Annotated in this window: 19 protein-coding genes, 1 tRNA gene and 1 pseudogene; 9 read left to right on the top strand and 12 right to left on the bottom strand. The window is 70.7% G+C overall.

What is annotated here, in order from left to right:
• The first annotated feature begins 87 nt into the window (after positions 1-87).
• Complete coding sequence (locus DWB77_RS34925; protein WP_120726471.1) at positions 88-372, top strand: DUF5133 domain-containing protein; 285 nt, start codon at positions 88-90, stop codon at positions 370-372.
• 166 nt (positions 373-538) lie between these two features.
• On the opposite strand, the gene DWB77_RS34920 is transcribed toward DWB77_RS34925, so the two are convergent.
• The 3 genes from DWB77_RS34920 to DWB77_RS34910 all read right to left on the bottom strand — a co-directional run bounded on the left by DWB77_RS34920 (position 539) and on the right by DWB77_RS34910 (position 2,960).
• Entirely contained in the window at positions 539-1,204 is a 666-nt protein-coding gene (locus DWB77_RS34920) for a response regulator transcription factor (protein WP_120726470.1), read from the bottom strand.
• Positions 1,201-2,307 (bottom strand): sensor histidine kinase, encoded by a 1,107-nt coding sequence (locus DWB77_RS34915; protein ID WP_120728599.1) that lies wholly within the window; start codon positions 2,305-2,307, stop codon positions 1,201-1,203. The genes DWB77_RS34920 and DWB77_RS34915 overlap by 4 nt, the downstream gene beginning before the upstream one ends.
• 107 nt (positions 2,308-2,414) lie before the next feature.
• Entirely contained in the window at positions 2,415-2,960 is a 546-nt protein-coding gene (locus DWB77_RS34910; RefSeq protein ID WP_120726468.1) for a hypothetical protein, read from the bottom strand.
• A 257-nt stretch (positions 2,961-3,217) separates the two neighbouring features.
• Here DWB77_RS34910 and DWB77_RS34905 point away from each other — a divergent pair, with 257 nt between their 5' ends.
• Positions 3,218-3,880 (top strand): hypothetical protein, encoded by a 663-nt coding sequence (locus DWB77_RS34905; protein ID WP_162952676.1) that lies wholly within the window; start codon positions 3,218-3,220, stop codon positions 3,878-3,880.
• 149 nt (positions 3,881-4,029) lie between these two features.
• Here the strand turns inward: DWB77_RS34905 and DWB77_RS34900 are convergent, their stop codons facing one another.
• Entirely contained in the window at positions 4,030-4,551 is a 522-nt protein-coding gene (locus tag DWB77_RS34900) for a hypothetical protein (RefSeq protein WP_120726464.1), read from the bottom strand.
• 132 nt (positions 4,552-4,683) lie between these two features.
• Positions 4,684-6,309 carry a phospholipase D-like domain-containing protein gene (locus tag DWB77_RS34895; protein WP_120726462.1) on the bottom strand — a complete coding sequence of 542 codons (1,626 nt, stop codon included), beginning with the start codon at positions 6,307-6,309 and terminating at the stop codon, positions 4,684-4,686.
• Positions 6,310-6,582: 273 nt separating this feature from the next.
• Between DWB77_RS34895 and DWB77_RS34890 the strand changes: the two are divergent.
• A pseudogene (locus DWB77_RS34890) lies at positions 6,583-7,169 on the top strand (pyridoxamine 5'-phosphate oxidase family protein).
• 284 nt (positions 7,170-7,453) lie between these two features.
• Here DWB77_RS34890 and DWB77_RS34885 read toward each other — a convergent pair.
• On the bottom strand, positions 7,454-8,815 hold the full coding sequence (locus DWB77_RS34885) for an AMP-binding protein (protein WP_120726460.1): 1,362 nt from the start codon (positions 8,813-8,815) through the stop codon (positions 7,454-7,456).
• A 553-nt stretch (positions 8,816-9,368) separates the two neighbouring features.
• Here DWB77_RS34885 and DWB77_RS34880 point away from each other — a divergent pair.
• A complete protein-coding gene (locus tag DWB77_RS34880; RefSeq protein ID WP_120728597.1) occupies positions 9,369-10,280 on the top strand; it encodes an endo-beta-N-acetylglucosaminidase H in 912 nt (303 codons plus the stop codon).
• Between the two features lie 68 nt (positions 10,281-10,348).
• On the opposite strand, the gene DWB77_RS34875 is transcribed toward DWB77_RS34880, so the two are convergent.
• The gene (locus DWB77_RS34875) at positions 10,349-11,227 is read right to left on the bottom strand and encodes an alpha/beta fold hydrolase (protein ID WP_120726458.1); all 879 of its coding nucleotides are present in this window, start codon (positions 11,225-11,227) and stop codon (positions 10,349-10,351) included.
• 78 nt (positions 11,228-11,305) lie between these two features.
• On the opposite strand from DWB77_RS34875, the gene DWB77_RS34870 reads away from it, so the two are divergent.
• A complete protein-coding gene (locus tag DWB77_RS34870) occupies positions 11,306-11,908 on the top strand; it encodes a TetR family transcriptional regulator (RefSeq protein ID WP_120726456.1) in 603 nt (200 codons plus the stop codon).
• Positions 11,909-12,142: 234 nt separating this feature from the next.
• Here the strand turns inward: DWB77_RS34870 and DWB77_RS34865 are convergent, their stop codons facing one another.
• From DWB77_RS34865 to DWB77_RS34855, 3 genes are all read right to left on the bottom strand, one after another.
• Positions 12,143-13,216, bottom strand: coding sequence for an alpha/beta hydrolase (locus DWB77_RS34865; protein WP_428985174.1), 1,074 nt, complete (start codon positions 13,214-13,216; stop codon positions 12,143-12,145).
• Between the two features lie 128 nt (positions 13,217-13,344).
• Positions 13,345-15,885 (bottom strand): penicillin acylase family protein, encoded by a 2,541-nt coding sequence (locus DWB77_RS34860; protein ID WP_120726452.1) that lies wholly within the window; start codon positions 15,883-15,885, stop codon positions 13,345-13,347.
• Between the two features lie 192 nt (positions 15,886-16,077).
• Positions 16,078-17,178, bottom strand: a complete 1,101-nt coding sequence (locus tag DWB77_RS34855; protein ID WP_120726450.1) for a BTAD domain-containing putative transcriptional regulator — start codon at positions 17,176-17,178, stop codon at positions 16,078-16,080.
• A gap of 286 nt (positions 17,179-17,464) precedes the next feature.
• Between DWB77_RS34855 and DWB77_RS38085 the strand changes: the two genes are divergently transcribed.
• A complete protein-coding gene (locus DWB77_RS38085; protein WP_162952675.1) occupies positions 17,465-20,113 on the top strand; it encodes a ricin-type beta-trefoil lectin domain protein in 2,649 nt (882 codons plus the stop codon).
• A 57-nt stretch (positions 20,114-20,170) separates the two neighbouring features.
• On the opposite strand, the gene DWB77_RS34835 is transcribed toward DWB77_RS38085, so the two are convergent.
• Positions 20,171-21,463, bottom strand: coding sequence for an ROK family transcriptional regulator (locus DWB77_RS34835; protein ID WP_216826886.1), 1,293 nt, complete (start codon positions 21,461-21,463; stop codon positions 20,171-20,173).
• A gap of 308 nt (positions 21,464-21,771) precedes the next feature.
• On the opposite strand from DWB77_RS34835, the gene DWB77_RS34830 reads away from it, so the two are divergent.
• Positions 21,772-22,041 carry a hypothetical protein gene (locus DWB77_RS34830; protein WP_120726446.1) on the top strand — a complete coding sequence of 90 codons (270 nt, stop codon included), beginning with the start codon at positions 21,772-21,774 and terminating at the stop codon, positions 22,039-22,041.
• 9 nt (positions 22,042-22,050) lie between these two features.
• On the opposite strand, the gene DWB77_RS34825 is transcribed toward DWB77_RS34830, so the two are convergent.
• Positions 22,051-22,905: an SCO6745 family protein gene (locus DWB77_RS34825; protein WP_120726444.1), complete on the bottom strand. Its 855-nt coding sequence runs from the start codon at positions 22,903-22,905 to the stop codon at positions 22,051-22,053.
• A 131-nt stretch (positions 22,906-23,036) separates the two neighbouring features.
• On the opposite strand from DWB77_RS34825, the gene DWB77_RS34820 reads away from it, so the two are divergent.
• Both DWB77_RS34820 and DWB77_RS34815 read left to right on the top strand, forming a co-directional pair.
• A complete protein-coding gene (locus DWB77_RS34820) occupies positions 23,037-23,303 on the top strand; it encodes a hypothetical protein (protein ID WP_120728593.1) in 267 nt (88 codons plus the stop codon).
• A gap of 92 nt (positions 23,304-23,395) precedes the next feature.
• Positions 23,396-23,469: transfer RNA gene (locus DWB77_RS34815), tRNA-Met, on the top strand.
• The last annotated feature ends 170 nt before the right edge of the window (positions 23,470-23,639 follow it).

Raw genomic sequence — 23,639 nt, 5'->3', positions numbered from 1 at the left:
GAACACGCGCCCCGCCCGATCCGGGGAACGCCCACGCCGGACGGAACGCCGGGCCCCCGTAGCGGGGCCCACGGCCAGGAGGTCACGATGCTGCTGCCCGACAAGGCGGCCCTCGCCCGCTTGCTCACCCGCTATCGCGCGGAGGAACGCTCGGTGCTGGCGCAACCGCACCGGGCGGAGCTGCACCGCGCCCTCGAGGACACCGCCTACACGCTGTGCGTCCTGATGGACGAGCGGACCGCGCAGGCGGCCGTCCGCGCCGCCGAACGGTATCTGGGCCGAGCGGGGCACGGCCCGGCCCCCGAACGTTCCCCGGCCCGGACCGAATCGGGAGGCGACAGACGCTACTCCCCCGGCGGCCAGACGCGGTGATCGATCGGTGACCCGGCGGTCCAGCCCGTCGTAGCGGGGGTCGCTCGCGATGACGGTCCGGGAGGACTGCTCCCCACCCGGTCGTCGACGCCACCCCCGCGTGCGCGCCCCAACTGCCGCCACGGCGGGGCGAACCGCAGCCGGCTCGCGCCGCCGCGTCACCGGGTCAGGCGAGGCCTGCGGCGATGGCGCGGCGTACCGCGTCGGCGCGGTCCCGCAGGTCCGCTTTGGCGAACAGGTTGTTGATGTGGGTCTTGACCGTGGCCTCGCTGATGAAGAGCTTCTCGGCGATCGCCCGGTTCGGCAGACCCTGGCCGATCAGGGTCAACACCTCGCGTTCTCGCGGGGTGACGTCCGCGGGCAGGGGCTGCTGGGGCGCCGGGGCCTTGGTGCGGATCGTGGCCAGGAGCCGGTCCTGGACCTCTCGGTCGAGCACCGACTGTCCCGCCGCGGCCGCCCGGATCGCCCGTGCGATGTCCTGGCGGCCCGCGTTCTTGGTCAGGTATCCGCGGGCCCCGGCACTGAGCGCGGCCAGGATCGAGTCGTCGTCGGCGAAGGTGGTCAGGACGACCACGGCCACCTCAGGGTGCTCCTCGGTCAGCCGACGCGTCGCGTCGATGCCGTCCATGACGGGCATCCGCAGGTCCATCAGGACCACGTCCACCGGGCCGGCCGCGGCGGCGGCGAGCACTTCCGTTCCGTCGGCGGCGGCCGCTACGACCTCGATGTCCTCGGCAAGCCCGAGGACCGCGGCCAGCGGCTCCCGTACGGCGGCCTGGTCGTCCGCCACCACCACCCTCAACCGCCGTGTGCTGCCTGCCGGTTCACTCATCCCGGGATCACCGCCTCCACCTTCCAGCCGCCCTCGTCCGCGCCGGCCACCACCGGTCCCGCCGTGATCGTCCCGCCCAGCAGGGCGACCCGTTCACGCATGCCGATCAGTCCCATTCCGCTGCCCGCACCCGGGCTCACCCTACGGGCCGCCGGACCGTTGCGTACCACCAGCGTCATGGTCCGGGCGGCGTAGGTGAGCTCCACGCGGACTTCGCCACCGGGCGCGTGCCGGGCCGCGTTGGTCAGGGCTTCCTGAGCGATGCGGAGGAGGTTCTGGGTCACGGGGGACGGCACGTCGCGGGCGCTTCCCGTCACGGTCAGCGCGTCGCGGTGGCCGGACGACTCCAGCATCGCGGTCAGGCTCTCCACCAGCGGCAGCGCGTCCTCACGCAACGCGTGCACGGTCCACTGGGCCTGTTTCAGGCTCTCCTTGACCATGCTGTGTGCCTTCTGGTTCGCCTCGCGGACCTTGTCCAGGTCGCCGGTGTCGATGAGTGCGTCCGCCAGCTCCAGCTGCATGTTGATGCCCGCAAGGGAGTGCGCCAGGACGTCGTGCACATCGCGGGCGATCCGGCCGCGCTCGGTCAGCACGGAGGTGCGGGCCTCGGCCCGGGCGGCCCGCTCGGCGGACTCGGCCGCCGAGATCGCCGCCCGCACGGCGCGCAGGCGACTGCGGTTGAGCATGCCGATCAGCACGGGGGCGCCGGTGGTGAGACCGAGCGTCCAGGGCAGCAGATCGTGGTTCGGACCGAGGCGGAAGTACAGCACCCCGCCGCACAGCAGACTGGACAGGGCCGCGAGGGCGAGGGCCGGCCGGGTCTCCAGGCGGACGCCGATGTGCCCGACGAGGAAGTACGCGAACAGATAGCTCGCTCCACTGCTGCTCACCCCGAGCAGGGCCGCCGCAGCGACGACGCCCCCGGTCAGCCAGACCAGGGCCACCCTCGGGGGGACCCTGGACCCGGGCAGATGCCGGGCCGCCAGGGTGACGCAGTTGATCAGGAGCAGGACGGCGACCGCCAGGCCCCGGCCGCCGAGGCCGAGCGGCCGGACCGTCCAGAGCGCGGACACGACGACGAGCAGGGTCGGCAGCCACTGCACCCACGGGGCTTGACCGGGCTCGGCCCACGGGCCTGCCTCGTGGTGCGAGGCGGGCCCGTGGTCCTGGGCGTTCTGGGCTTCTGGCACGGCGTGACCATAGCCCACGGTCAGACCGTACGGTCGAGTGTCCGGGCGGTGGGCGCCGCCACCGGGGCGAGCCCCTGGCGGGCGGTGACCATGCGGCCGCGGATGAAGATCGTGGCGACCCGCGTGATCACCTCGGTGAGCGCCATCAGGACGAAGGCGGCCACCCAGGCCTGGCCGCTGGTGATGTGGTGGTCGGCGCTGAACCGGGCGACGTGGCCGGCGCCGCCGTGGTCGACCCACACCTGGAAGCCCATCCTGGCGCCCATGCCGAGCACCCACAGGGCCGCGGAGACCGCGCCCGCCTTGATCAGCAGGTGCTCCCCCGCCGCGCGGATCCGGGTGTAGACGCCGCCCGCTATGCCGAGCGCGGCACCCACCGCCATCAGCGCTCCGATGAGCACCAGGTCGTTGCCGGCGGTGGGAATGCCGTCGAGATACGAGGTGGCCACGAAGGTCACGATCCCCAGCGGGATCAGGAAGGACTTGAGGTCGAGGCGGCCTTCCCGCAACTGCCGGAAGACGACGAGGACGAGCGCGATGTCGGTGATCCAGTCGGTCGTTGTCATGCCTCAAGACTGCTGTGGCCGGGTCTCACGCACCTGGACCCACGGGTGGAACAAGGGGTGGAGATGGGCGGACACGGGTGTCCACCGTCGCGCGCCGGCCGCCTCGGCCCCCGTCGTGCGAGGGAACACGTGGGTCGTGCACGGCCAAGGCCTGAGCTCCCTCTGGGCCGACCCGTCGATGGGCCAACGGGGCAGGTGTCCCGCGCCGGGCGGTACGCGCCGTGACGCCGGATCGTTCACGAGGAATGACACGAGGAATGAAACGAGCCCATGGTGTGCGCCTGATGGTGTCCGCTGCCGCGGTCCTGCTCACCGCCGCGCCCGCGTTCGGGGCGGTCGATCCGCCCGTCGGCCCCGCCCCACACCGGACGACGTCGGCCTCCTCCACGGAGATGCCGGCCGTCGGCACCGAAGTGCCGTCGAACATGACCGGCCCCAACAGCGTCATCGAGGTGCCCCAGGGGGTGATCACGGCCGACCTCACCGGCGGCATCAAGCAGAAGGCGGAGATCAACCCGCATCAGCCGAACCCCACCAGGAGCCTGCTGCTGCGCACCACGGGCTTCCACCTCGAAGGCACCTCGCCCGACCGGGAGTTCCTGGTGACGATCGCCCTCAAGGGCACCGACACCCTCGCCGAGAGCAGCCTGCGGATGACGTCCGCGCACCCGCCGCGGTTCGTCGAGCACGACGTCATCCTGGTGACGGTCACCGTCGAGCGCCGCGACGAGCCGCCCCTCACCCTCGAAGCCCACGCCCCGCTGAGTCTGACGTGCACCGGTCTGACCCGTTTCCCGCCCGCCGCCAACCGCTTCGATCTGACGCAGCCGGTGGACCTGTTCGCCCCCGGATCCACGGTGCCCGTCGGCCGCATCCGGGCGCTTCCCACCGTGCGCGGCGCAGGCCCGATCACCCCGTAGTCACCGCCGACCCGATCATCCCGTAGTCACCACGGGGCCGATCATTCCGTAGTCACCGCCGGGCCCTCGCGGCCTTCCGGGACTCGGCACCCCTGCCCCGTGCCGAGCCCAACAGCCTTGCCGTGGAAGGCCGTTGAGGGACGAGCGTGTCAGACCCTGGTGCGGTGGCGGTCGAGGAGCGGCCGTAGGCGCTCGGCGGTCGCCTCGTCCGGGGCGCCGCGCTTGGGCAGGATCGTCAGGCAGGTGGCGTTCTTGTCCGCGCTCAGCAGGACGAACAGCCGGGGCGTCTCGACGTATCGGGGCGCCGCCTGCCAGGTCATGGTCGCGGTTGCCTGCTGGTGGGCGATGGTGACGTCGGAGTCGGTGACGGTGGTTCGGTAATCGCCGTGCTCCTGCGACAACTTGCCGAACTGTCGGGACTGGAGGCGGGGCGTGCCCCACACAAGCAGCCCGAAGACCACCGGCATCACATAAACCGGCACCGGGATGTCGGAGTCCGTCGCCACCATGAGCACCACGAGGACCACCCCCAGGACACAGCAGGCGATGCTCAGCCGGCGCGAACGGCGGGCCGAGGCCGAGCCTTTCGTCCGGGCGACGAGCGCCTCCTTGTAGTCCGCGACCGTCAACCGGTACCGCAGTACGACGCCGTCGACCGTCAGGTCGTCCACGCTGATCCCCCACCACTCCCCTTGCACCGCACTTTTGCGCGGCGGGCCATCCTAACCGCTGGTCACGGCGTGTCCGCCGGTGCCGGGGGTGCCCGGGAAGCACCCCCGGTACCGGCCCGCCACGGGAGGGGGTCAGGCCTGGCAGACGCCGCGTTCGTAGTCGACCGTCGCGGTCGCGCGCGAGTACTGCCACTGCGGGGAGAGCAGTTGCTCGTCGAGTTGCCGGGCGGCCGCGGGGCTCTCCACCACGTATCCGAAGTCCTGGAGCCAGGCCGGGTAGAGGTTCTTGGAGCCGATGGAGAACGCCGAGCCGTCCACGGAGATCAGCTTGTGGTGCTGGGCGTAGGGGTGGCCGTCCGCCCACGTCGGGTTCGCCGAGCCACGGAACGTGGCCAGTTGCAGGTTCGAGCAGAGGGCGGTGCGCGCCGAGGCCTGGTCGCCGGTGAGCAGGGCGAGTCGGGCGCGCAGGACGTCGCTGATCTCCGAGAGCGACTTGATCTGCGAGTAGCCTCCGCTGCCCACCGCGCCACGGTTGGCAGGATCACTGACGACGATGCGCACCTTGACTCCGGCGGCCAGTTTGGCCGCGAGGGCGTCGTAGGTGCGGATGTCGTAGCGCGGCAGCGGCGGGCACGTCGCGTTGAGGTCCTGCTGCGAGATCTCGATGTGCCGACCGGCGCTGGAGATCAGGGCCCGCAGGGCGCTCTCCTCCGGGTTGACCGTGTCGTAGTCCCGGTCCGCGTTGGTGTTGTCGTGCAGTCCCACGACGCACCGGGTGTCCGAGGCGGTGGGCAGCGTGGGCCTGAACGCCGAGGCGGGATCGCTCTGTTGGATGCCCACGCCGAGCCCGCCGACCGCGATCACCGGCACGCCCGCGCCGGGCGTTTCGGGGGCTGCGGCGCGCGGCATGGAGGGCATGCATCCGGCGCCGTCGGAGGAGGCGAACCAGACGGAGGCGAAGTTGTTCTTGTTCCGGCAGGTCCAGGACCACAGCTCGTCCAGGTACTTCCCCGCGGAGGCGGCGGCCGGCCCGCTCAGGGCGAGGTCGACGTCGGCGACCGGGTGGGTGGTCTCCAGGTAGTCGTCCTTCCAGCTGTTGACGCCTCCGGTGATCACGGACCTGCCGTCGACCACGAGCAGCTTGGAGTGGTTCCAAGAGAACGCGGTCTTGGACGTCGTCATCGACGCGACGTTGAGGGTGACACCGGCCGCGTCCTTGCCGAGCCGCTCGACGAGGTCGTCGCGGTACTTCGACGGCAGCACATTGAGGTGGTAGAGCGGTGCGGCGCCCACGAGGACGCGCACCTTGAGGTGGTGTCCGGCCGCGACGGAGGCCTTGAGGCCGGTCACGACGGCATCCTGGAACGCGCCGTTGGGGAAGGGCGCCAGGGTGGATATGTCGACCGTTCCGGTCGCCCGGGAGATGTTCTCCGTCATCTTCGCGAGCAGCCGCCTGCTCCCGGGACGGTCGGCACAGGTGGCATCGCCCCAGCACCCAGGGGTCTGCAACAACCAGTCGCCACCGCCGGCCACGGAGGCGTCGAGCGTGTTCCCTTCACTGCGCTCCCAGACGCGCCCTTCGAGGCCCGGAGAGACCTGACGGAGCGTCTGCTCGATGGCGTCGAGGTGTGGGGTGGGCGCCGGAGCACCTCCCGTGTCGGCCACGGCGGGGCCCACGGGCAGCAGCGCGGTCAGGAGGGTCGGGACGGCGACACGGAGGACGAAGGCGGAGCGGCGCCTGCGCGGATGACGAGCCAATTCGGGGTTCCTTGTTCGGGCGTACGCGGTCGCCTCCCCGGGCGACCAGCAAGATCAACTCGCGGAAGCTATCAGCCGCACCACGGCAGCACGGATCCGTGCGGGCACGATCCGGCCAAGCACCCCCAAGACGCCGACTCCGCGCGCACGGAACGCGGAATCCGTCAACTCCCGCCTCCCTGTTGGACATTGGCGTCGACGATGTCACGTAGCGTGAGCCACCCGAAGAACTTCGTTAGACACACGAAGGTTATCCGCGCATAATCCTTAGGCATGGGAAAGACTTACGAACGCATCGACGGTCGGCTGCGCACGTTCATAGAGCGGCAGCCCGTCCTCTTCACGGCCACCGCCCCGCTGGTCGCCGACGGCACGGTCAACCTCTCCCCAAGGGCCTCAAGGGCTCCTTCGCGGTGCTGGACGAGCAGCGGATCGCCTACCTCGACTTCGCGGGCAGCACGGCGGAAACCATCGCCCACCTGCGGGAGAACGGCCGGATCACGGTGATGTGGTGCGCCTTCGAGGGACCGCCCACCATCGTCCGGGTGCACGGCCGGGGCGAGCCCGTCTTCCGTGACGATGCGCGCTTCAAGGAACTGCTCGGCCACTTCCCCGCGATCGACCCGTCCCGGCACGGGCTGCGCGCCATCATCGTGGTGACGGCCGAGCTGGTCCGCGACTCCTGCGGATACGGGGTGCCGTTCATGTCCTACGACGAGGATCGCGATCTGCACGGCAGGCGCTTCGCCCGTGAGGACGACACCTCGCTGAGCGCGTACTTCAGCAAGAAGGACCACATCGCGCAGAGCCTCGACGGCCTGCCCGGTCTGCCCCTTCCGCTGCCGCCCGCCAACTTCTGAGAAGCCGCGCCGCTCCCGTCACCGGTCACCTCCTCGCGCCCCTAAACCCCTTGCCGTCTGCGGGCCGTGGTCACTTCTCGCGCAGTTCCCCGCGCCCCCAAAAAACCCGCTTTCACCTGCGGGCCGCAGGTGGCTGGTCGCGCAGTTCCCCGCGCCCCTAACTACTCGATGCTGGCCCGCATCGGCCACCTCAGCCCGTCCGGCGATTGAGGACGAGCGCCCTTAAGGCGCGAACGGGGTCTGGGGCGGAGCCCCAGGAGGGCCGGGGCCATCCAACCCTGCGCTTACGGGCGGGTGGGTGGGAAGGCGCCCCCCACCAACACCAGCGTGCCGTCCGCGTTCCGCGCCGCGAGGACACCCGTACGGAAGTGCCCCTGGCCAGTGAAGGAGCGGGCGTTCTGGTCGGGCGCCCGATAGTAGCCCCGCACCGCGTACGGACCCCGCACGAGGAGCTCGCCCGGTTCACCGTCGGGCACCTCCGTGCCCTCCGCGTCGACGACACGAATCTCGTCGTCGGGCGACAGCGCGCGGCCGTGAGTATGAAGCACGGTGCGCCTCGGATCATCGGGCCGGGTGAGCAGAAGCAGCCCCTCGGGCAGGTCGACGACCCGCTGAAGGCGACAACCCAGCTCGACGCCCAACCGCCCGGCGGATTCCGGCGACAGGTCCACGCCGACGACTTGCACGAGTCGCAGGTCCCTCAACTCGGCCTGGACCGCGGGGAGTACGTCGAGCCAAGTCCCCACGCCGAGGGCCGGCACCGCTGCGACGGTCACGCGCTCCCGCTCGATGAGCGCGAGACAGGCGGCGGGTTCCGGGCCGTCGACCAGGACCACGGTGGCTCCGGCCGACAGCGCGCCGACGATCCCCGGGCCTCCGAAGGCGACAGGGCCGTCGGGTGGCAACGCGGCGAGATACACGTCCTGCGCGGTGAGCGACACCGACTCGGCGGCGGCCCGCGCCTGGTAGGCGTAGTCGTTGTGGGTGCGCGGAACGATCCGGGGCGCCTCGCTGACGTCCCCGGAGAGCAGGAACAGCGCCACTTGGTCCGCGCTCAGCGCGAGCGCCGGACCGGGCGGCGAGTCGAGCGAGCCGAGCGACGAGTACTGACACCCCGACGGATCGGTCGTGAGACCCCCGTACGGGGAGGACGCGCCCGGCTCCTCCAGGGTGAACACCCGCCGTAGGAAAGGCCATTGGGCCGCGATGCTCTCCGCCATGGCCATGTGGTCGAAGCCCTGGTGCGTCGCCGGGCCGACGTATCCGATGGCCTGGGTGATCCGCACGATCTCCGGCACCTGCGGCTCACGGTGCGAGAGCGCGCAGAGGACCGGGACCACTCCGGCGCGCATCAGGGCGAAGACGGTGATGACGCGTTCGGGAACGTTCGGCAGCTGGACGACGACCCGTTGCCCGGGCCGCAGTCCCCGCATCCGGAACGCGGCCGCCATCCGGTTCACGCTCCGGTTCAGGTTCGCGTAGGTGATGCGGGTGTCCCCGTGCACCAGTGCGGTCCGTGGACCGTACTCCAACGCCCAGTCGCGCAGCAGGCTGTCCAGCGTGGTGCCGCGCCAGTGCCCGGCCGCCCAGTACCGGTCGACGAATTCTTCCGGCCACGGTGTGCAGCCCTTGAGCAGGGAGGTCATACGCATCCTTTTCGCTCGGCATGCCGACGCGCACCGCTCACGGTGTGCAGCGTGGTGGCCTCCGGCCTTCCTGTGTGGTGCGGCCCCATGGTGGAGGCCTCGGCAATCCAACCGCTCAACCCCACGGCGCTCAATGCGCGTTCTTCACCATGGGCACACGACGCCCTCGGCCGATAGTCCAACGGGCGCCCCTGACCAGCGACAACGGCACTGTTCGGCGCACCTCGGCCGCACCTGTCGAAGGATCCGCTCGGCCGAACGCGCCGTATCCAAACTCCTTTGACGACACCGTTCCTCGCCATGGAGGCGCCCTATCGGCGTCGGGCTCCGGTGTGGCAGGCTCCCCACTGGCCGGAACATGCGGTCGCGTACGGCGGCACTACAGGCGCGGCGGGCCGTGCCGTTCAGCCCCTTGGGCGGAGAGCTCGCGGCTTTGACGCCCAGCACGAGCAAGTGCCGTTACACGGCCATCCGTGCGGGTGTGGCACACGTCCGCCGCTGGTCCCGCGAACGCGTTCATGAGGCAAGTCCAGGTGACAGGAGGCTGATGAACATGCGCATCTTCGACCGGAGCAGAGTGCGGACGGCCGCGCTCGCGTTCATAGCGGCTGCGGCACTGGTGGGCGGAGGAACGGTGTCCACCCATGCGGCGGTGGCGCCCGCCAAGAAGGGACCGACCTCGGTGGCCTATATCGAGGTGAACAGCAACAGCATGCTCAACGCCGGCAAGTACAAGCTGGCCAACGGCGGCGGCAACGTGTTCGACGTGGCCGTCATCTTCGCGGCCAACATCAACTACGACACGACCAAGAAGTCGGCTTACCTGTACTTCAACGACAACGTGCAGCGGGTCCTCGACAACGTCCAGACCCAGATCCGCCCGCTCCAGGCCAAGGGCATCAAGGTGATGTTGTCGATCCTCGGCAACCATCAGGGCGCCGGCTTCGCCAACTTCTCCTCCAAGACCGCGGCCACGGCGTTCGCCAAGCAACTGTCGGACGCCGTGAGCAAGTACGGCCTCGACGGCATCGACTTCGACGACGAATACGCCGAGTACGGCAACAACGGCACCGGCCAGCCCAACAGCAGCTCGTTCGTGTACTTGGTGTCCGCACTGCGCGCGAACATGCCCGGCAAGCTGATCTCGCTCTACAACATCGGGCCCGCGGCATCGCGGCTGTCCTACGGTGGCGTGAACATCTCGTCCATGTTCAACTACGCCTGGAACCCGTACTACGGCACCTGGGGCGTCCCGGGCATCGCGCTGCCCAAGTCCGCCCTGTCACCGGCGGCCATCGACTTCGCGGCCACCTCGTCGAGCACCGCCGCCGCCCTGGCCAAGCGGACGGTCGGCGAAGGATACGGCGTGTACCTCACGTACAACCTCGACGGTCTTGACCGACACACCTATGTCTCGGCCTTCACCCAGCAGTTGTACGGAAGCGACGCCGTCTACACCCCGTAAGAGCCCGGCCTTGGCCCGTTCGCCTCGCCCGGCCCGGCCTGGTCCGGTCCCGTCCGGCGGCGAAGGGGTCAGCGCGTCAGAAAGGCGCGCAGGGCCGGGATCAGGGCGGCCGGGTTGTCCTCCTGCACGTTGTGTCCCGCGTCCGGCACCACCACGAGTTCGCCGTCCGGAAGCTGCTCGACCAGGCGTTCCGCGGTGGACTGCGCGAGCACTTTGCTGCGTCCGCCGCGCACGAGCAGCACCGGCACCCGGGCGAGCCGGGTGGGGAGCTGCTCGATGGCGGCGAGGATCGCGGGGAAGTCGGGCGGGCGCGGGTCGCCCTTCGGCACCCAGACACCGTCGGGGGCACGGCGGAACAGGGTGCTCATCCGATGGGCGACGCTTGCCCGGTCGGCCTTCGGGTTGACCAGCAGCGCGGCGTCCACCACCGCGTCGAGTCCGGCTACCGGGCGGAGGCCCGCCATGAATGCCCGCATCCGTCCGGTGCTCTCGAAGTCGACTCCGGGGGCGACGTCGATCAGCGCCACCCGCTCGACGCGGCCGGGATGGGTATCGGCCACATGGGCGGCCACCACACCACCGAGCGACATGCCGACAAGGCCCACACGAGCCAAGCCCAAGTGGTCGGCCGCGGCGATGACGTCGTCGGCCATCGTGGCGACGCGGTAGTCGTCGGACCAGTCGCTGTCGCCGTGGCCGCGCAGGTCCAGAGCCACCAGGCGCGCCACCCCACGCAGACCCAGGCACACGAAGTCCCAGGTGTGTGCGCTCAGTCCGCCCCCGTGCAGCAGCAGAACACCGGGGCCCGTCCCGCCCCAGTCCAGTCCGTGCAGCCGGCGGCCCGCCCGGGTGTAGAAAATCTCGGTCGGCGGCTCCGGCGCATGGATCTTCACCCCCAGCGCCGCAGCCAGCTCGGCCGTCGACAGAACCGTACGCCCGCCACCCATGCCCGACACCCCTTACCTTGAGCCTCCAAGGTAAGCCGCCTACCTTGATGCGTCAAGGTAGGGCGGTAGGGTGGCTGCATGGCTACCCGAGTACGACGCACACCCGAAGAGGCCAGGCGGCAGATCCTGGAGGCGGCCGCCAAGCTGCTCGCCGCGGGCGGCCCGGCGGCCGTGCGGGTACGCGCCGTGGCCGCCGAGGTCGGCGTCTCCGACGCCGCGGTCAACCACCATTTCGGCACCCGTGAGCAGTTGCTGTCGGCCCTGCTGCGGTTCGGCGGGGCGACCCTCAAGTCCGAGCTGCACGCGGCCCTCGAAGGGTGGTCCGAGGGTGCGGCCGACCCGGCCGAGCTGGTCCGGGTACTGGCCGCCCTCTACGCCGGCGGCTACGCCGAACTCGCCCTGGCGCTGCGCCAGTTGGGCTGGCGCGACACCGGGAGCGGGCTGCTCGACGAGGTCGTCGACCGCCTGCACGCCCAGGCCCTGGCCAACTGCGCGGCGCGCGACCGCACGGCCCCGACCCGCGAGGCGGTCCAGCTCGCGGTTGCCGCGGTGCATCAAGCGGTCGCCACCGAGCCCCTGTTCGGCGACGAGTTCCGCAGGAGCGTGGGCCTCGACGCGGACGCGCGCGACCGCGTGCTCGACTGGTGGGTCGAGACCCTGCGCGCGGTGGTCGCCGGATGAGACGCCCCGCCCCCGCGAGGACACATGGCCGCCCGCCGCCAGGTCTCGTAGACGAGAAGGCCTGACGGCGGGCGGGGTCCTGTGGCGGGGTCCTGCGCGGGGCCCCTATGCGCACGGGCATGTGGAGCGCAGGCCCATGTGGGGCACATGTGCCTGTGGCGCGGGGACACGTGGCGCAGGTACACGTGGCGCAGGTACACCAGGCGCCGGGATCCTCGTCCGGACGGACGACGGTCAGGAGGCGAAGGACCTTTCCAGCCTCGGGATCAGGTCGCGGAGGTCCTGGTCCCAGCAGCCGCCGTTGTGGCCGCCGTTGCACTGCGTACCCCAGGCGGCTCCGTCGCCGTAGTCGACGTAGTGGTACGACATCCCCAGGGCGTCCATGCGGTCCTTGACGTGCTTCGACGCCCCTTCGAGCCAGAACTCCGGGTCGGTCACCGAGCCATGTCCGTTGCCCACATAGATCGAGACACCGACATTGGCGAGCTTGTCCATGTGCTGGGACGGGTCGACCTGGTTCCACACCCGGTCGGCGTTGAAGATCGGGTAGGGCGAGCCGAACAGTGCGTCACTGTCCACGCCCGGCTTGTACGGGTCGACGTTCGGGTCACAGATGCCGGACGACGAACCGCACACCGTGCCCTGGGCGTCGATCAGCGAGGCGACGACGGCCAGTCGCAGGTCCATGGAGTCGACCGACAGATCGATGTCGCCGGACAAGGACGCCGTCTGGCTGAACAGGTCGGGACGGTCCTGGGCGTAGTGGAGTGCTCCGAAGCCGCCCATGGAGACGCCGGCGATGGCCCGTGTCTTCTTGGAGGCGATGGTCCGCAGGTTGGCGTCGATGAACGGAATGACCTGCTTGAGGTGGAAGTTCTCCCAGTTCTGGGCCCCGGCCGCGGTCCGCTGGTTCAGCCAGTTGGCATACCAGCCGCGGGCGCCGCCGTCCGGGATGACCGTGATCATCTTGTCGGTGGTGCCGAACGCCGGATAGTTCTGCTGTACGGGGTCGTCGGGAGAGCCGTGCAGGAAGTACAGCACCGGGTAGCGCCGGGTCGGGTCGTCGTAGTACCCGCTCGGCAGAATGATCTTGATGTGGTGCTTGCCCGCGACCTCGGGCGTGGTCACGGTCAGGTTGAAGTTGGTGGGAGTGCCGGTCGACGTGTCGACCTGGGTCAGGCCGAACCCGTCCGTCAACGGTGGCGGCGCGGTGGGGCCGGCCGCCTGTGCCGTACCGACCGGCAGGGCCATTCCCACCAGGGTGGCCGCCAGGGCCACCATCATTCGCCATCGACTCGATTTCTTCATCACAGCGTTGCCCCCTCATGAGCCTTGTCGTCGTTGCGCGGCGCGGAACCTACCGGGACGCGATGACATCCCGATGAAACAGCACGCCGGGGACCTGCTCGGAGCCCCGGCGTGCCCGTCCGTCGTTCTCAGTCCAGCACCTTGACCTCCAGGGCCGGCGAGGCGGAGATCTGGTCCTCGGTGAACCGTTCGGTCACCCATTGGCCGGCCGAGAACAGTTTGGTCTGATCGGCATAGTGCGGCGAAGTCGGGTCCGCCGACTGGGAGTAGGTCAGGACCGAGGATGCCTGCGGCGGCCCGTCGGCGGTGAACTTCACCTGCTGGACAAAACTGGATCCGAAGACGATGTCCAGCTTGCCGTCCACCATGCCGGGAGTGACCACGTTGAGCACGCCCAGCTCACTGATCGAGCCGTGGATCGGGATCTGCTCTCCGTTGCGGGTGACCTTCTGGACGTCCGACAGACGCGCGTTGAGCGGAACACCCGCCTTGCGGAGCGCGATCACCGCCCGCCCGAACGCGTCGCGTACGGCGGAGCTGCCGGAGTCCAGCGAATTGGGCGTGTGGACCGGGTCCTTGGGGTCGAAGGGGACCCGCCACGGCAGCTTCTCGATGGCGTCCCGCCCGACGAGGAGGGCCCAGTAGGTCTCGAACAGCCATGAACCCCGACTGTCCGACGTGTAGTTGTGGTCCTTCCACGCGGCCAGGATCGGACATGCCTCGCTGACGTTGACGAGGGTGCCGTCCACCAGGATGAAGCCGAAGGGGGCGCTCTGGCACATCGACACCGTCGCGTTGAGAGCCAGATCCGCGGCCCTGCTGTTGTCGGCGAAGAGCAACTGCCGCATGTTCTCCGGTGTGAAGCCTCTGCCCGGCAGGCCGTCGGTGCCGTCGATGCGGTTCTGCGCGGTCAGGATCAGCTCCTGGGTGCGCAGCGACCGGGGCGCCGCGGTGTCCCCCATGACCCGGGGGAAGGACAGGGGTTGCTCCGGGTTGGCGAGCCAGGCGCTGTCGTTGGCGTTGCCCACGAAGTCGGACCGGATCAGGCGTGGTTGTTTGTGCGGGTCGAGGAGGCCCGGCGCGACCGCGTTCGGGTCGTCGGGCCAGTCACACGCACTGCGCTTGCCGTCGAAGATGGAGATCGGCGGCACGTTCGGCAGCCGCAGTTGCTGGCTGAACAGGATCTTCCCGGTCAGGGTGAGGCATGACGCCGCGTGTTCGTCGGTGATGTTCGGAGTGGCCTGGATGTCCGCGTACAGGGCGTTGCCCTTGCGGTCGGTGGCGACCGTGTTGAAGAACGGGACGCCTTCCGTGGACTCCAGGGTGTGCACCACGTCGTGGACATCGGTGGCCTGGTCAAGGTGGAACCAGGTGTTGAGCGCCCGCAGGTTGTCCATGTTCACGTCGCGGACCGCGTGTGCGCTCACCACCCAGGGCAGCGCCTGTCCCTGGATCGAGGTGGTGATCGGGCCGTAGCGGGTGGACCAGAGCGTTCTGGTGACCTTGCCCAGGGAGCCGTCCGCGTTCCGTATGTCGACGGTGACCTGCTGCGAGGTCATTTTCTGCCAGGCGCCGTCGACCAGGTAGTTGGTCGGGTTCAGCGGATCCACCTGCACGTCGAACAGGCCGAACGGGGCCACCGTGGCGATGGTGTGGCTCCAGGCGACGTCGTCGTTGTGACCGATGTTGATCGCCGGGAATCCGAGCAGACTGGCCCCGGACACATTGGCCACGCCCGGAATCGTCAGTTGGCTCTGCCACATCCGGTTCTTCCCCTGCCAGGGGAAGTGCGGGTTGGCGAGCAGCATGCCGGTGCCGCCGGACACGCCCTGTGAGCCCACCGCCAACGCGTTGCTGCCCATGCTCTGCTGTCGGGCGGCGGCCATCGCGTCGCGGATCCTCTTCGCGGTCTCCTCCGGCGAGAGGGGCGCGCCCGCCGGGGGGGTTTTCGGTGCGGCCGACGACGGCTTCGGTGCGGCGGACGACGGCTTCGGTGCGGCCGAAGTCGGCACGGCCGGCTGGGCGTTGACCTCGCCCTCCAGCAGGGGGTCGGCGCTGCCCATGATGATCTCGGCGTGCGCGTGCCGGTAGACGTCGAGCTCCGTGATCGGCCGCACCCAGGCCGCGCCGCGGCAGGCCGGGTCGGTGATGTTGTTGACGCCCGTCTCGGCCAGGTACCGGTTGTATCCCTGGACGTAGCCGCGAATGGCCTCCTTGACCTGCGGCTCCGGTCCGTTGGGGGCGGGCTGGTCGAGCAGCCGCTCCACCACGCGGTTGTCGTTGATCCGCTGGAAGTACAGGTCACTGTTGAGGTTGGTGGTGCTCTGGTTCTCGCCGGGACTCGCCTTGCCGTCGGCACCCAGGTAGCGGGACCTCTGGGCGTTGACCATCAGATAGGTGTCGGCCAGGGTGCAGATGTTGTCCTTGGCCACGGCGTACCCGTAGCCCGTTCCCAGACCCTCCCAGTTCGAGGCGATGATGTGCGGGATCCCGTATTCGGTGTAGCGGATCGTCGGCTTGTCCGGCCCCGGCCCGCCGGCCGGTACGGCGCCGGACGTCCCGGTGGCCGCAGCGGAGCCGGAGGCTCCCGCGGCCGTCATCGTGCTGATCACCGCCACCACGGCCATGACTGCCATCGGCAGCCTCGCTGTCCATCTCCTCCGCGCCATCGAGCCCGTCCTTCCCCTGTGGTCCAGACCCTCGTCCGAACGCTGACACGCTAGGGAGGGCCGATGAAATCGCGATGGAGTCAGTGGAGTCGCCGGGTTTCACGGCGGGGACCGCGGCGGGCACGCGGCAGAAGGCGTAGGCGGGACCGTCCGCCGAGGACGCGTGACGCGCACACCCCGTCGGCTGTCGCCCTACCGACCCGACCCGGGGTGGTCGGGCGCCGTGTTCCACGCGAGGGCGGGGCCGAGCCCGGCGTCGTCCCCGCGCAGAATCATCTGGTACGTCTGCCGCAGCGCCCGGCTCGGCGGGACCCCCAGCTCGTCGGCCAGGTGACCGCGCGTGCGATCGAACACGGCCACCGCGTCGACCTGACGCCCAGTCAGATAGAGGGCGCGCATCAGCATGGCCGCGACCTGCTCGTTCAGAGGGTGGGCCGCGGCCAGCGCGGCCAACTCGGCGACAGCTTCGCCGAGTTGGCTGCATCGAAGCTGCCACTCCAGCTTCCGCTGCACAAGGGCCGTCCTGCGCTCGGTGAGCCGCATGCGCTCCAGCTCCGCGAACGGCCCGGGCAGGCCGGCCAGCGGCTCCCCGCCGAACAGGTCAAGGGCCTGGGAACACAGCCGGATCGCCTCGGGCGCCTCGCCCGCACGATCGGCCGTCGCGGCCTCGGCGACCAGATGCTCCATGCGCATCACGTCCACGTCGACGGCGCCGGGCGTCAGCCGGTAGCCGCACCGGTCATGCTCGATCACCGAGTCCGCGCTGTCCCCGCTGCGCAGGGCCTTGCGCAAACGGTAGACGTACACCGGCACGACATTGGTGAGCGGCGGCTCCGTCCCCCATACGCCGTCCAGCAGTTCCTGCTGGCTGACGGTCCGCCCCGCGCCGAGCGCGAGGGCCGCCAGGACCGCTTGCTGGCGAAGGTGCCCCAGGTTCACAGGGCGCCCGTCCTGCCAGGCCCGCAATGGGCCGAGCACGGAGATCCGCACCCCCGGCCCGGCCGCATGGCCGACGGCGAGGCGCGGCACCGAGCTCTCCGCCCGGGCCCGGGGCCCGCGGCCGGGAACGACCAGACCGCAGTCGAAGGCGTGCACAACGGCGGCGGCCCGATCACGCAGCCCGAGCTTGGTCAGAACCCGCGCGAGATGTCCGGCCACGACGCCCTCGGGGATGGCGAGTTCGGCGGCGATCTCGTCGTCCCGCAGCCCGCACCCGACGCCCTGGAGCACCCTGCGCTCCTGGTGCCTGAGCGGGGCGGGTGTCGCCCGGACGGTGGTGACGGTCGTCGGCATCGTTGCTCCCCGGGCTGTTCGGTCTGATGGCGGCGGTCGACAAAGTAGCGGCGGCGGCGCCTCGCTGGGCATCCGGAACGATCCGGGGTGACCCGGCGCCCGACCCCGACCCGGCCGGCGGGCGGGCGCTTGCCTATCAGGCTGAACAGCCTTGCCGTGCAAGGGGGTTGACGAGGAGCGTAATTAGTTCTGATGCTAATCAAAATAATGGAGGAGGGTGACGGCCATGAGACGGTGGGGATCACGCTGGGGCGCGAGGGGCCGGCGTGTCGGGGTCGGTGCCGTCATGGGCCTGGCGTTCGCGGGGTTGCCTCTGGCGTCCGCGACGGCCGCTCCGGTGGGCCCGGCGAGCGGCGCGGGCGCGGTGAGCGATACGGGCGCGGTGAGCGATACGGGCGCGACGAGCCGTACGGGCACGAACGCCGCCACGAGCATGGGCACGATCACAGGCACAGGCTCAGGCACGATCACGGTGGGCGGCTGGTGTCTGGACGACGCCGACGCCGCAACCGCCAACGGCAATCCCATCCGGCTCTACGGGTGCAACGGCACAGCGGCCCAGCAGTTCACCTGGCGTGACGACGGCGCGGTGACGGTGCTCGGCAAGTGTCTGGACGTCACGGGTGCCTCCAACGCCACAGGCACACTCGTCGAGTTGTACGACTGTGCGCCCGAAGCGTCACACCAGCGGTTCAAGTACCTTCCGGACAGGACCCTTTACAGCGTCAAGTCGGGCAAGTGCCTCGCCGTACAGGGCGCGGCCGCGTCGACGGCTCGCGTGGGGCTGGCCTCCTGCGACCCGTCCAAGGCGTCGCAACAGTGGAGCGCGGCGGGCGCGCCGTCCGCCCGGTACGGCCTGTCGGCCGGGGCGGCGACCGAGTTCGACAACCCCGACGACATCCCCGCGGTCCCGTTCACCGACCGCGACGGGCGGTTCTACTACCAGCAGTCCCACGCCCTGTACGGCGCCAAGGACAGTCGGCAGTGGAACTTCTTCACCGGTCAGAACTTCGACAACGTCACCCTCGCGCCGGTCAGCAACGCCTCCGATCCCGCCAACCCCGCGGACAGCAACGCCGACACCACCTGGCGGTGCAACAACAGCCCCACCGGCCGCACCGCCACCAACGCCCCCGCCTCCTCCGGGTATACGCAGCGCAATTTCTGTGATCTGAGCGGGGTGTGGGTCGATCCGGACACCGGCTGGTGGTACGGCCTGGTGCACAACGAGTTCACGCCGCAGCCCTTCGGCGACGGCCTGCACTACGACGCGATCGACTACGCGCTCTCCAAGGACCGGGGGGCGACCTGGTCGATCCAGGGCCACGCGATCACCTCGCCCTTCAGCACCGCACGCGCCGACACCACGGCCTTCCCCCACGAGACGTACTACTACGGCGACGGGGACCAGCGGCTCTTCGTCGACTACGCCTCGGGCTACTTCTACGCCTTCTACGCCACGCGCGTCCTGGACAAGTCCGGCGGCGGCACCATCTGGCTCCAGCACGTCGCGCGGGCCCCCATGTCGAGGAAGATGGCGTCCTCGTCCTGGACCAAGTGGTACGACGGCGCGTGGCGGACCCCGGGTGTCGGCGGCGCCGAGAGCGACATCATCCCGTCGGAGGGCCTCGGCTCCGGCTATCTCACGCCCGGCGAGGACTACCGGCCGGACAGCACGGGCACCGTCGCCGACCAGGTGGCCCGCGGCGCCATGCCGGACCACTCGCAGCTGGCGGTGATGAACGTCGCCTGGAGCGCGTACCTCGGCAAGTACATCGGCACCCCCCAGAACAACATCGCGCAGGCCACCGACACCAAGACACCTCTGCACTTCTACGTCACCGACGACCTGGCCACGCAGAAGTGGACCGACATGGGCCTGGTCGCCAACCAGCCGAACGCCGCCTGGTACCGCTGGATGCTGGACCCGGCCAGCCTGACCGGGTCCACCGTAGTCGGCAAGACGTTCCGCTCGTACTGCGCCTTCTACTGCTCGACCTACACGAGCGAGTACGCGAACGTCACCATCACGCCGAACGCGGCGTCGGACCTTCCGGCCCCCGTGGTGCCGGGCGCCTCCTACCAGATCGGCGCGGGCAGCGGTCACTACCTCGCGCAGAGCGGTTCCGGTCTGGGGACGGCCGCCCCGGACGCCTCCTCCCCCGCTCAGCGCTGGCGCTTCGATGCCACGGGTGACGGCTTCTACACGGTCACCAACTCCGCTTCGGGGCAAGGGCTTTCGGTCGGCTCGGGCGATGCGGGGCGCGCCTGGGGCGCGGGCGTCACACTGACGCGGTCCGCCACACAGCCGGCGGTCGCACAGCAGTGGTCCCTGCAACCGGTGGTGCACGCGCCCGCCCCCGGCGGCCCGTCCGTTCCCACGGGCGCGTACCGGTTGATCAACCGGTACAGCGGTCTGGTCCTCAGCCTGGGGGCGGGGGCTCAGCCCGTGAGCACGGCGCCGGTGCGCGACTGGGACAACCCCGGCACGCAGGGCGACACCCGGCCTTCCGCCGACCAGCTGCTGACTCTGGTCGCCGCAGCTCACACCGACCTGGCCTTGAACCGGCCCGCGACCGCGTCGAGCGTCCAGTCCGCCGCAACCCCGGCGAGCTCCGCCGTCGACGGGGACGGGGCCACGCGCTGGTCCAGCCAGTTCTCCGACGCGCAGTGGATCCAGGTGGACCTCGGGGCCGACCGGGCGGTCGCGGAGGTGAAGCTCACCTGGGAAGCCGCGTACGGCAAGGCCTACCAGGTCCAGGTCTCCGACGACGCGAAGTCCTGGACCACGCTGCGCACCACGACGTCCGGCGACGGGGACATTGACGATCTCACCGGCCTCTCCGGCCACGGACGCTATCTGCGCCTCTACGGCACGAAGCGCGGGACGGGTTACGGCTATTCACTCTGGTCGCTCCAGGTGTACGGGCCATGAGGGGCGGTGTACGGGCCACGAGCGGTGCTGAACGGGCCAGGAGCGGTGGTGTACGGGCTATGAGGGGCGCGCGCCGCGCCGCAGGCCTCCGGCGGCGGTGCCGCTCGGGTCCTCGTAGACGGCGTCCAGGGCGAGTTGGGCCCCGCCGCGGGCCGGGGCTTCGAGGCCGAGCGTCGAGGGGAGGATCTCGCAGCCGCCCGAGTCCGGGGCCATGACGCGTCGCGCGACGCCCTCGCGCACACGGTCCAGCACATGGTCGGCGAAGACCGGGAAATAGCCGCCGAGTACGACCGCGCGGGGGTTGAGCACATCGACCAGGAGCGCGATGCCGAGGCTGAGGTCGTCGGCGAGGCGGTCGAGCGCGCCGAGCGTGCGGGCGTCGCCCGCCTCGGCGCGTCGGCGCAGGTCGTCGAGGCGGGAGGCGACGTCCAGGGACGCGTCGTGGACGGGGTCGTCCGGGTCCGCGGCGTGGCGCAGCAGCGCGCCGAGGCCGACCAGGGTCTCCCAGCAGCCGCGTCGACCGCAGTTGCAGAGCCGGCCGCCGGGGGCCAGCTGCATGTGGCCGATCTCGCCGGCGAAGCCGCGGGCTCCGCGCAGGAGCCTGCCACCGCTGATGATGCCGCCGCCGACGCCGGTCTCGCCCGTGAGGGAGATGAGGTCGTGGATGTCGGCTGCGGAAGCGATCACGTACTCGGCGATGGCGGCCAACTTCGCGTCGTTCTCCAGATGGAGCGCGGGCGCGTCGCGGCCCAGACGGCGCCGCAGTTCGGCCAGAGCCGCGACGCCGCGCCAGCCGATGTTCGGGGCGTAGACGACGTGACCGGTGCCGATGTCCACATTGCCGGGCGCGCCCAGGGCCGCGCCCACGAGCCGTGCGTCGGCGGCGGTAACGGCGGCGTCGGCCGCGCGGATCAACTCCGCCGTCGCGTCCAGCACCGCGTCGGGCCCGGCCGCCGGGACGTCGAGGGGAATCCGGCGCTCGAAGACGCGCTCGCCGCCCAGGGACTGCGCGACGGCGCTGACGTAATCGGCGTTGATCTCCACGCCCAGGCCGCAGACCGCTCGCCCGTCGATCTCGACGCTCACCCCCGGCCGTCCCACCGCGCCTTCGCGCTGCGAGTTCCCCTCGCGCACGAGGCGCAGCTCGACCAGTTCGGCGACGAGATTGGTGACGGTCGGGCGTGGCAGCCCCGTGTCCGCCGCGATCTGTGCGCGCGAGCGCGGGCCGGTGTCGCGCAGGAGCCGCAGCACGAGACCGAGGTTGGTCCGCCGGATCGACGCGCGGTCACTCGGCCGGGCCGTACCCCCCATGACCACTCCACGCACCACGCCGCCCCGCACCTCTGCCACCGTGCTCTCCCCCGCCCACCGCGTGTCCCGCGCGCCACCCCAAGTCTGCCGAAGCGTCCCGGCTTCCACCAGGCCGATCCGGACGGTCCGGGACGCGCCGGTCCGCGCGAAAGACTTCAGCCGCTGCGACGGGCCAAGACACGGACGCAACTCCTTTAATCGGCAAGACAGTTGGGAGACCTGGACCATCTCCGTACGCCCGCACATTCCTTGGCGGACGCCTGCGGTCATGGCGGAAACCGTGCGGCCGGCCGGGGCCTCTCGGGAAACTCTCGTGCCCGCAGGGCCGCCCGCGCCGTTGAACGGGCGTGACCTCTCCCGGCGCCCACGGCCGCACCCCCGTGCCCTTCGCTTCCCTGTCCGACGCCTACTGGCTCGACACACCGCTCCTCACGCGCCCGGCCGACCAGTGCGTGTTGTGCGACCTGCTGCGCACCGCCGGGGACGGGCACGCCCCGGCCGAACCCGAACCGGCCCCCGCGGTCGACAGGCTCGCGAGCCGGGCCCGCACGCTTCTGCTCTGCATCGCCCTCGCCGCCATCACCACCGCTTTGCTCGTCACCCTGCGCCGCCACTGAAATCCCCGTCTACCCGGGCCGCAGCGGCGGGAGCCCCATCGCATTGGGAAACGGCACGCCGCCCTCCGCGACGATCCGTCGCGCGAGCGGGTCGAGGCACGCGGCGAGCCTGTCCCTGCCGTCCGGGCCCAGTACGTCCACGAGAGGCTCGGCCAGGCGGTCCGTGGTGGCCTCGATCGCGGCCCGCTCCCGGCGCCCTCGGGCCGTGGGCGTACCGTCGGCGGCGAGTACGCCACGCGCGCGCAGGCGCTCGTGCGCGGCACGCCACTCCGTCTCGCTCCAGCCGCGGTTGAGGCGCTGCTCCGGCGGTGCGAGGCCCCACGCCACGCTGATCACGTTCGCCTCGCAGCCGTCGACCCCGGCCGCGAGCAGGGCCGCCACATGCCCGTCGCCACGGAATTCACGGAGCGCGGTGGCGGCCCACCACACCATGAGGTGGGGCTCGTCGGGCATCGACACCGCGGCATGCGCGGCGAACAACACCCGCCCAGCGGTGGGTAGTTCACGTACGGCGCGGCGTCCGAGCTCGGCGGCCTCGGCGATCTCGGGAGCGTCGACGAGCTCCCCGAGCAGGCGGCGCAGGCACCGGTCGGCCACGTCACGTCGCGCCGCCAGTACGGTCGCGGGCGGACAGCGGTGCCAGGCGTCGGGAAGGGCGCGGGCGATACGCGCCGGGGCGAAGTTGTAGAACGCGGCCGTCACCACCTCCGGTGCGGCCGCGCCGAGCGCCGCCGCGCGCGAGGCGACGTACCCCATCCAGAAGCCCTTGAGTCCCGCCCCGGCAGCGGTGTAGGCGGGGCCCGTTTCCGGCGCGAAGTAGACGGGAGCGTGGACGCACTCCAGAAGGTGCCAGATGTCTTCCATGGGCCGAGGGTAGGAGGTGGATGGCCCGCGCGGCCCTGGTGTACGCGGCCGACTCGTCGAGGCCGAGTCAGCCGCGTGGGCCGGGGTACGCGGTGCGGAACGAAGCGCCGACGGAAAGGGAGTACCCCATCGTGAGCGACCGCAGGCCCGAAGGACCCGGAGACGCCGGAGCACCCGTGCCCGAGCCGATACCGAGGGATCTGCCCGATCAAGAGGCCGGCGCGGACGGCGACCCGTGGGAGGCGGAGGACGACTCCCCACAACACTCCGACAATGACCGCCCCGATCCCGATCCCGAGATCCCGGACACCGACGAGGCGGGCACGGGCCGTCGAGGAGCCGCGCACTCCGGCAGCAAGCGCCCGGAGCAGCCCGTGCCGGACGAACCGACGGGCTGAGTCCCACGGCCCGCCGGTTCACCCACCACCATTGATCCATCAACCGTGTGGCGGGAAGCCACCCCGGAATGGCGTAGGGTGGTGTTCACCGACGCGGGGTGGAGCAGCTCGGTAGCTCGCTGGGCTCATAACCCAGAGGTCGCAGGTTCAAATCCTGTCCCCGCTACTGAACGAAGAGGCCCGGATCCAGTACTGGATCCGGGCCTCTTCGCATGTCGCCGGTGGTGTCGGATCGAGGTGCTCCATCGGGCCCGAGCATCACCCATTCGCGTTGTTTAGGGCCGGGGTTCGGGGGCAAGCGCGGGTTGTGCTTCGGACCGGAGGCACGTCTGCGGA

Source organism: Streptomyces hundungensis (genome assembly GCF_003627815.1).
Classification (GTDB): Bacteria; Actinomycetota; Actinomycetes; order Streptomycetales; family Streptomycetaceae; genus Streptomyces; species Streptomyces hundungensis_A.
Note: the sequence above shows the minus strand (reverse complement) of the source record. Positions and strands in the feature narration are given on the sequence as shown.

What these genes read in the sequence shown, in the direction of transcription:
- DWB77_RS34905 (WP_162952676.1), top strand. Translation starts at nt 3,218, where the DNA reads ATGAAACGAGCCCATGGTGTGCGCCTGATGGTGTCCGCTGCCGCGGTC.
- DWB77_RS34925 (WP_120726471.1), top strand. Translation starts at nt 88, where the DNA reads ATGCTGCTGCCCGACAAGGCGGCCCTCGCCCGCTTGCTCACCCGCTAT.
- DWB77_RS34855 (WP_120726450.1), bottom strand. Translation starts at nt 17,178, where the DNA reads ATGCCGACGACCGTCACCACCGTCCGGGCGACACCCGCCCCGCTCAGG.
- DWB77_RS34860 (WP_120726452.1), bottom strand. Translation starts at nt 15,885, where the DNA reads ATGGCGCGGAGGAGATGGACAGCGAGGCTGCCGATGGCAGTCATGGCC.
- DWB77_RS34920 (WP_120726470.1), bottom strand. Translation starts at nt 1,204, where the DNA reads ATGAGTGAACCGGCAGGCAGCACACGGCGGTTGAGGGTGGTGGTGGCG.
- DWB77_RS34825 (WP_120726444.1), bottom strand. Translation starts at nt 22,905, where the DNA reads ATGGAAGACATCTGGCACCTTCTGGAGTGCGTCCACGCTCCCGTCTAC.
- DWB77_RS34885 (WP_120726460.1), bottom strand. Translation starts at nt 8,815, where the DNA reads ATGACCTCCCTGCTCAAGGGCTGCACACCGTGGCCGGAAGAATTCGTC.
- DWB77_RS34910 (WP_120726468.1), bottom strand. Translation starts at nt 2,960, where the DNA reads ATGACAACGACCGACTGGATCACCGACATCGCGCTCGTCCTCGTCGTC.
- DWB77_RS34875 (WP_120726458.1), bottom strand. Translation starts at nt 11,227, where the DNA reads ATGGGTGGCGGGCGTACGGTTCTGTCGACGGCCGAGCTGGCTGCGGCG.
- DWB77_RS34870 (WP_120726456.1), top strand. Translation starts at nt 11,306, where the DNA reads ATGGCTACCCGAGTACGACGCACACCCGAAGAGGCCAGGCGGCAGATC.
- DWB77_RS34865 (WP_428985174.1), bottom strand. Translation starts at nt 13,216, where the DNA reads ATGAAGAAATCGAGTCGATGGCGAATGATGGTGGCCCTGGCGGCCACC.
- DWB77_RS34880 (WP_120728597.1), top strand. Translation starts at nt 9,369, where the DNA reads ATGCGCATCTTCGACCGGAGCAGAGTGCGGACGGCCGCGCTCGCGTTC.
- DWB77_RS38085 (WP_162952675.1), top strand. Translation starts at nt 17,465, where the DNA reads ATGGGCCTGGCGTTCGCGGGGTTGCCTCTGGCGTCCGCGACGGCCGCT.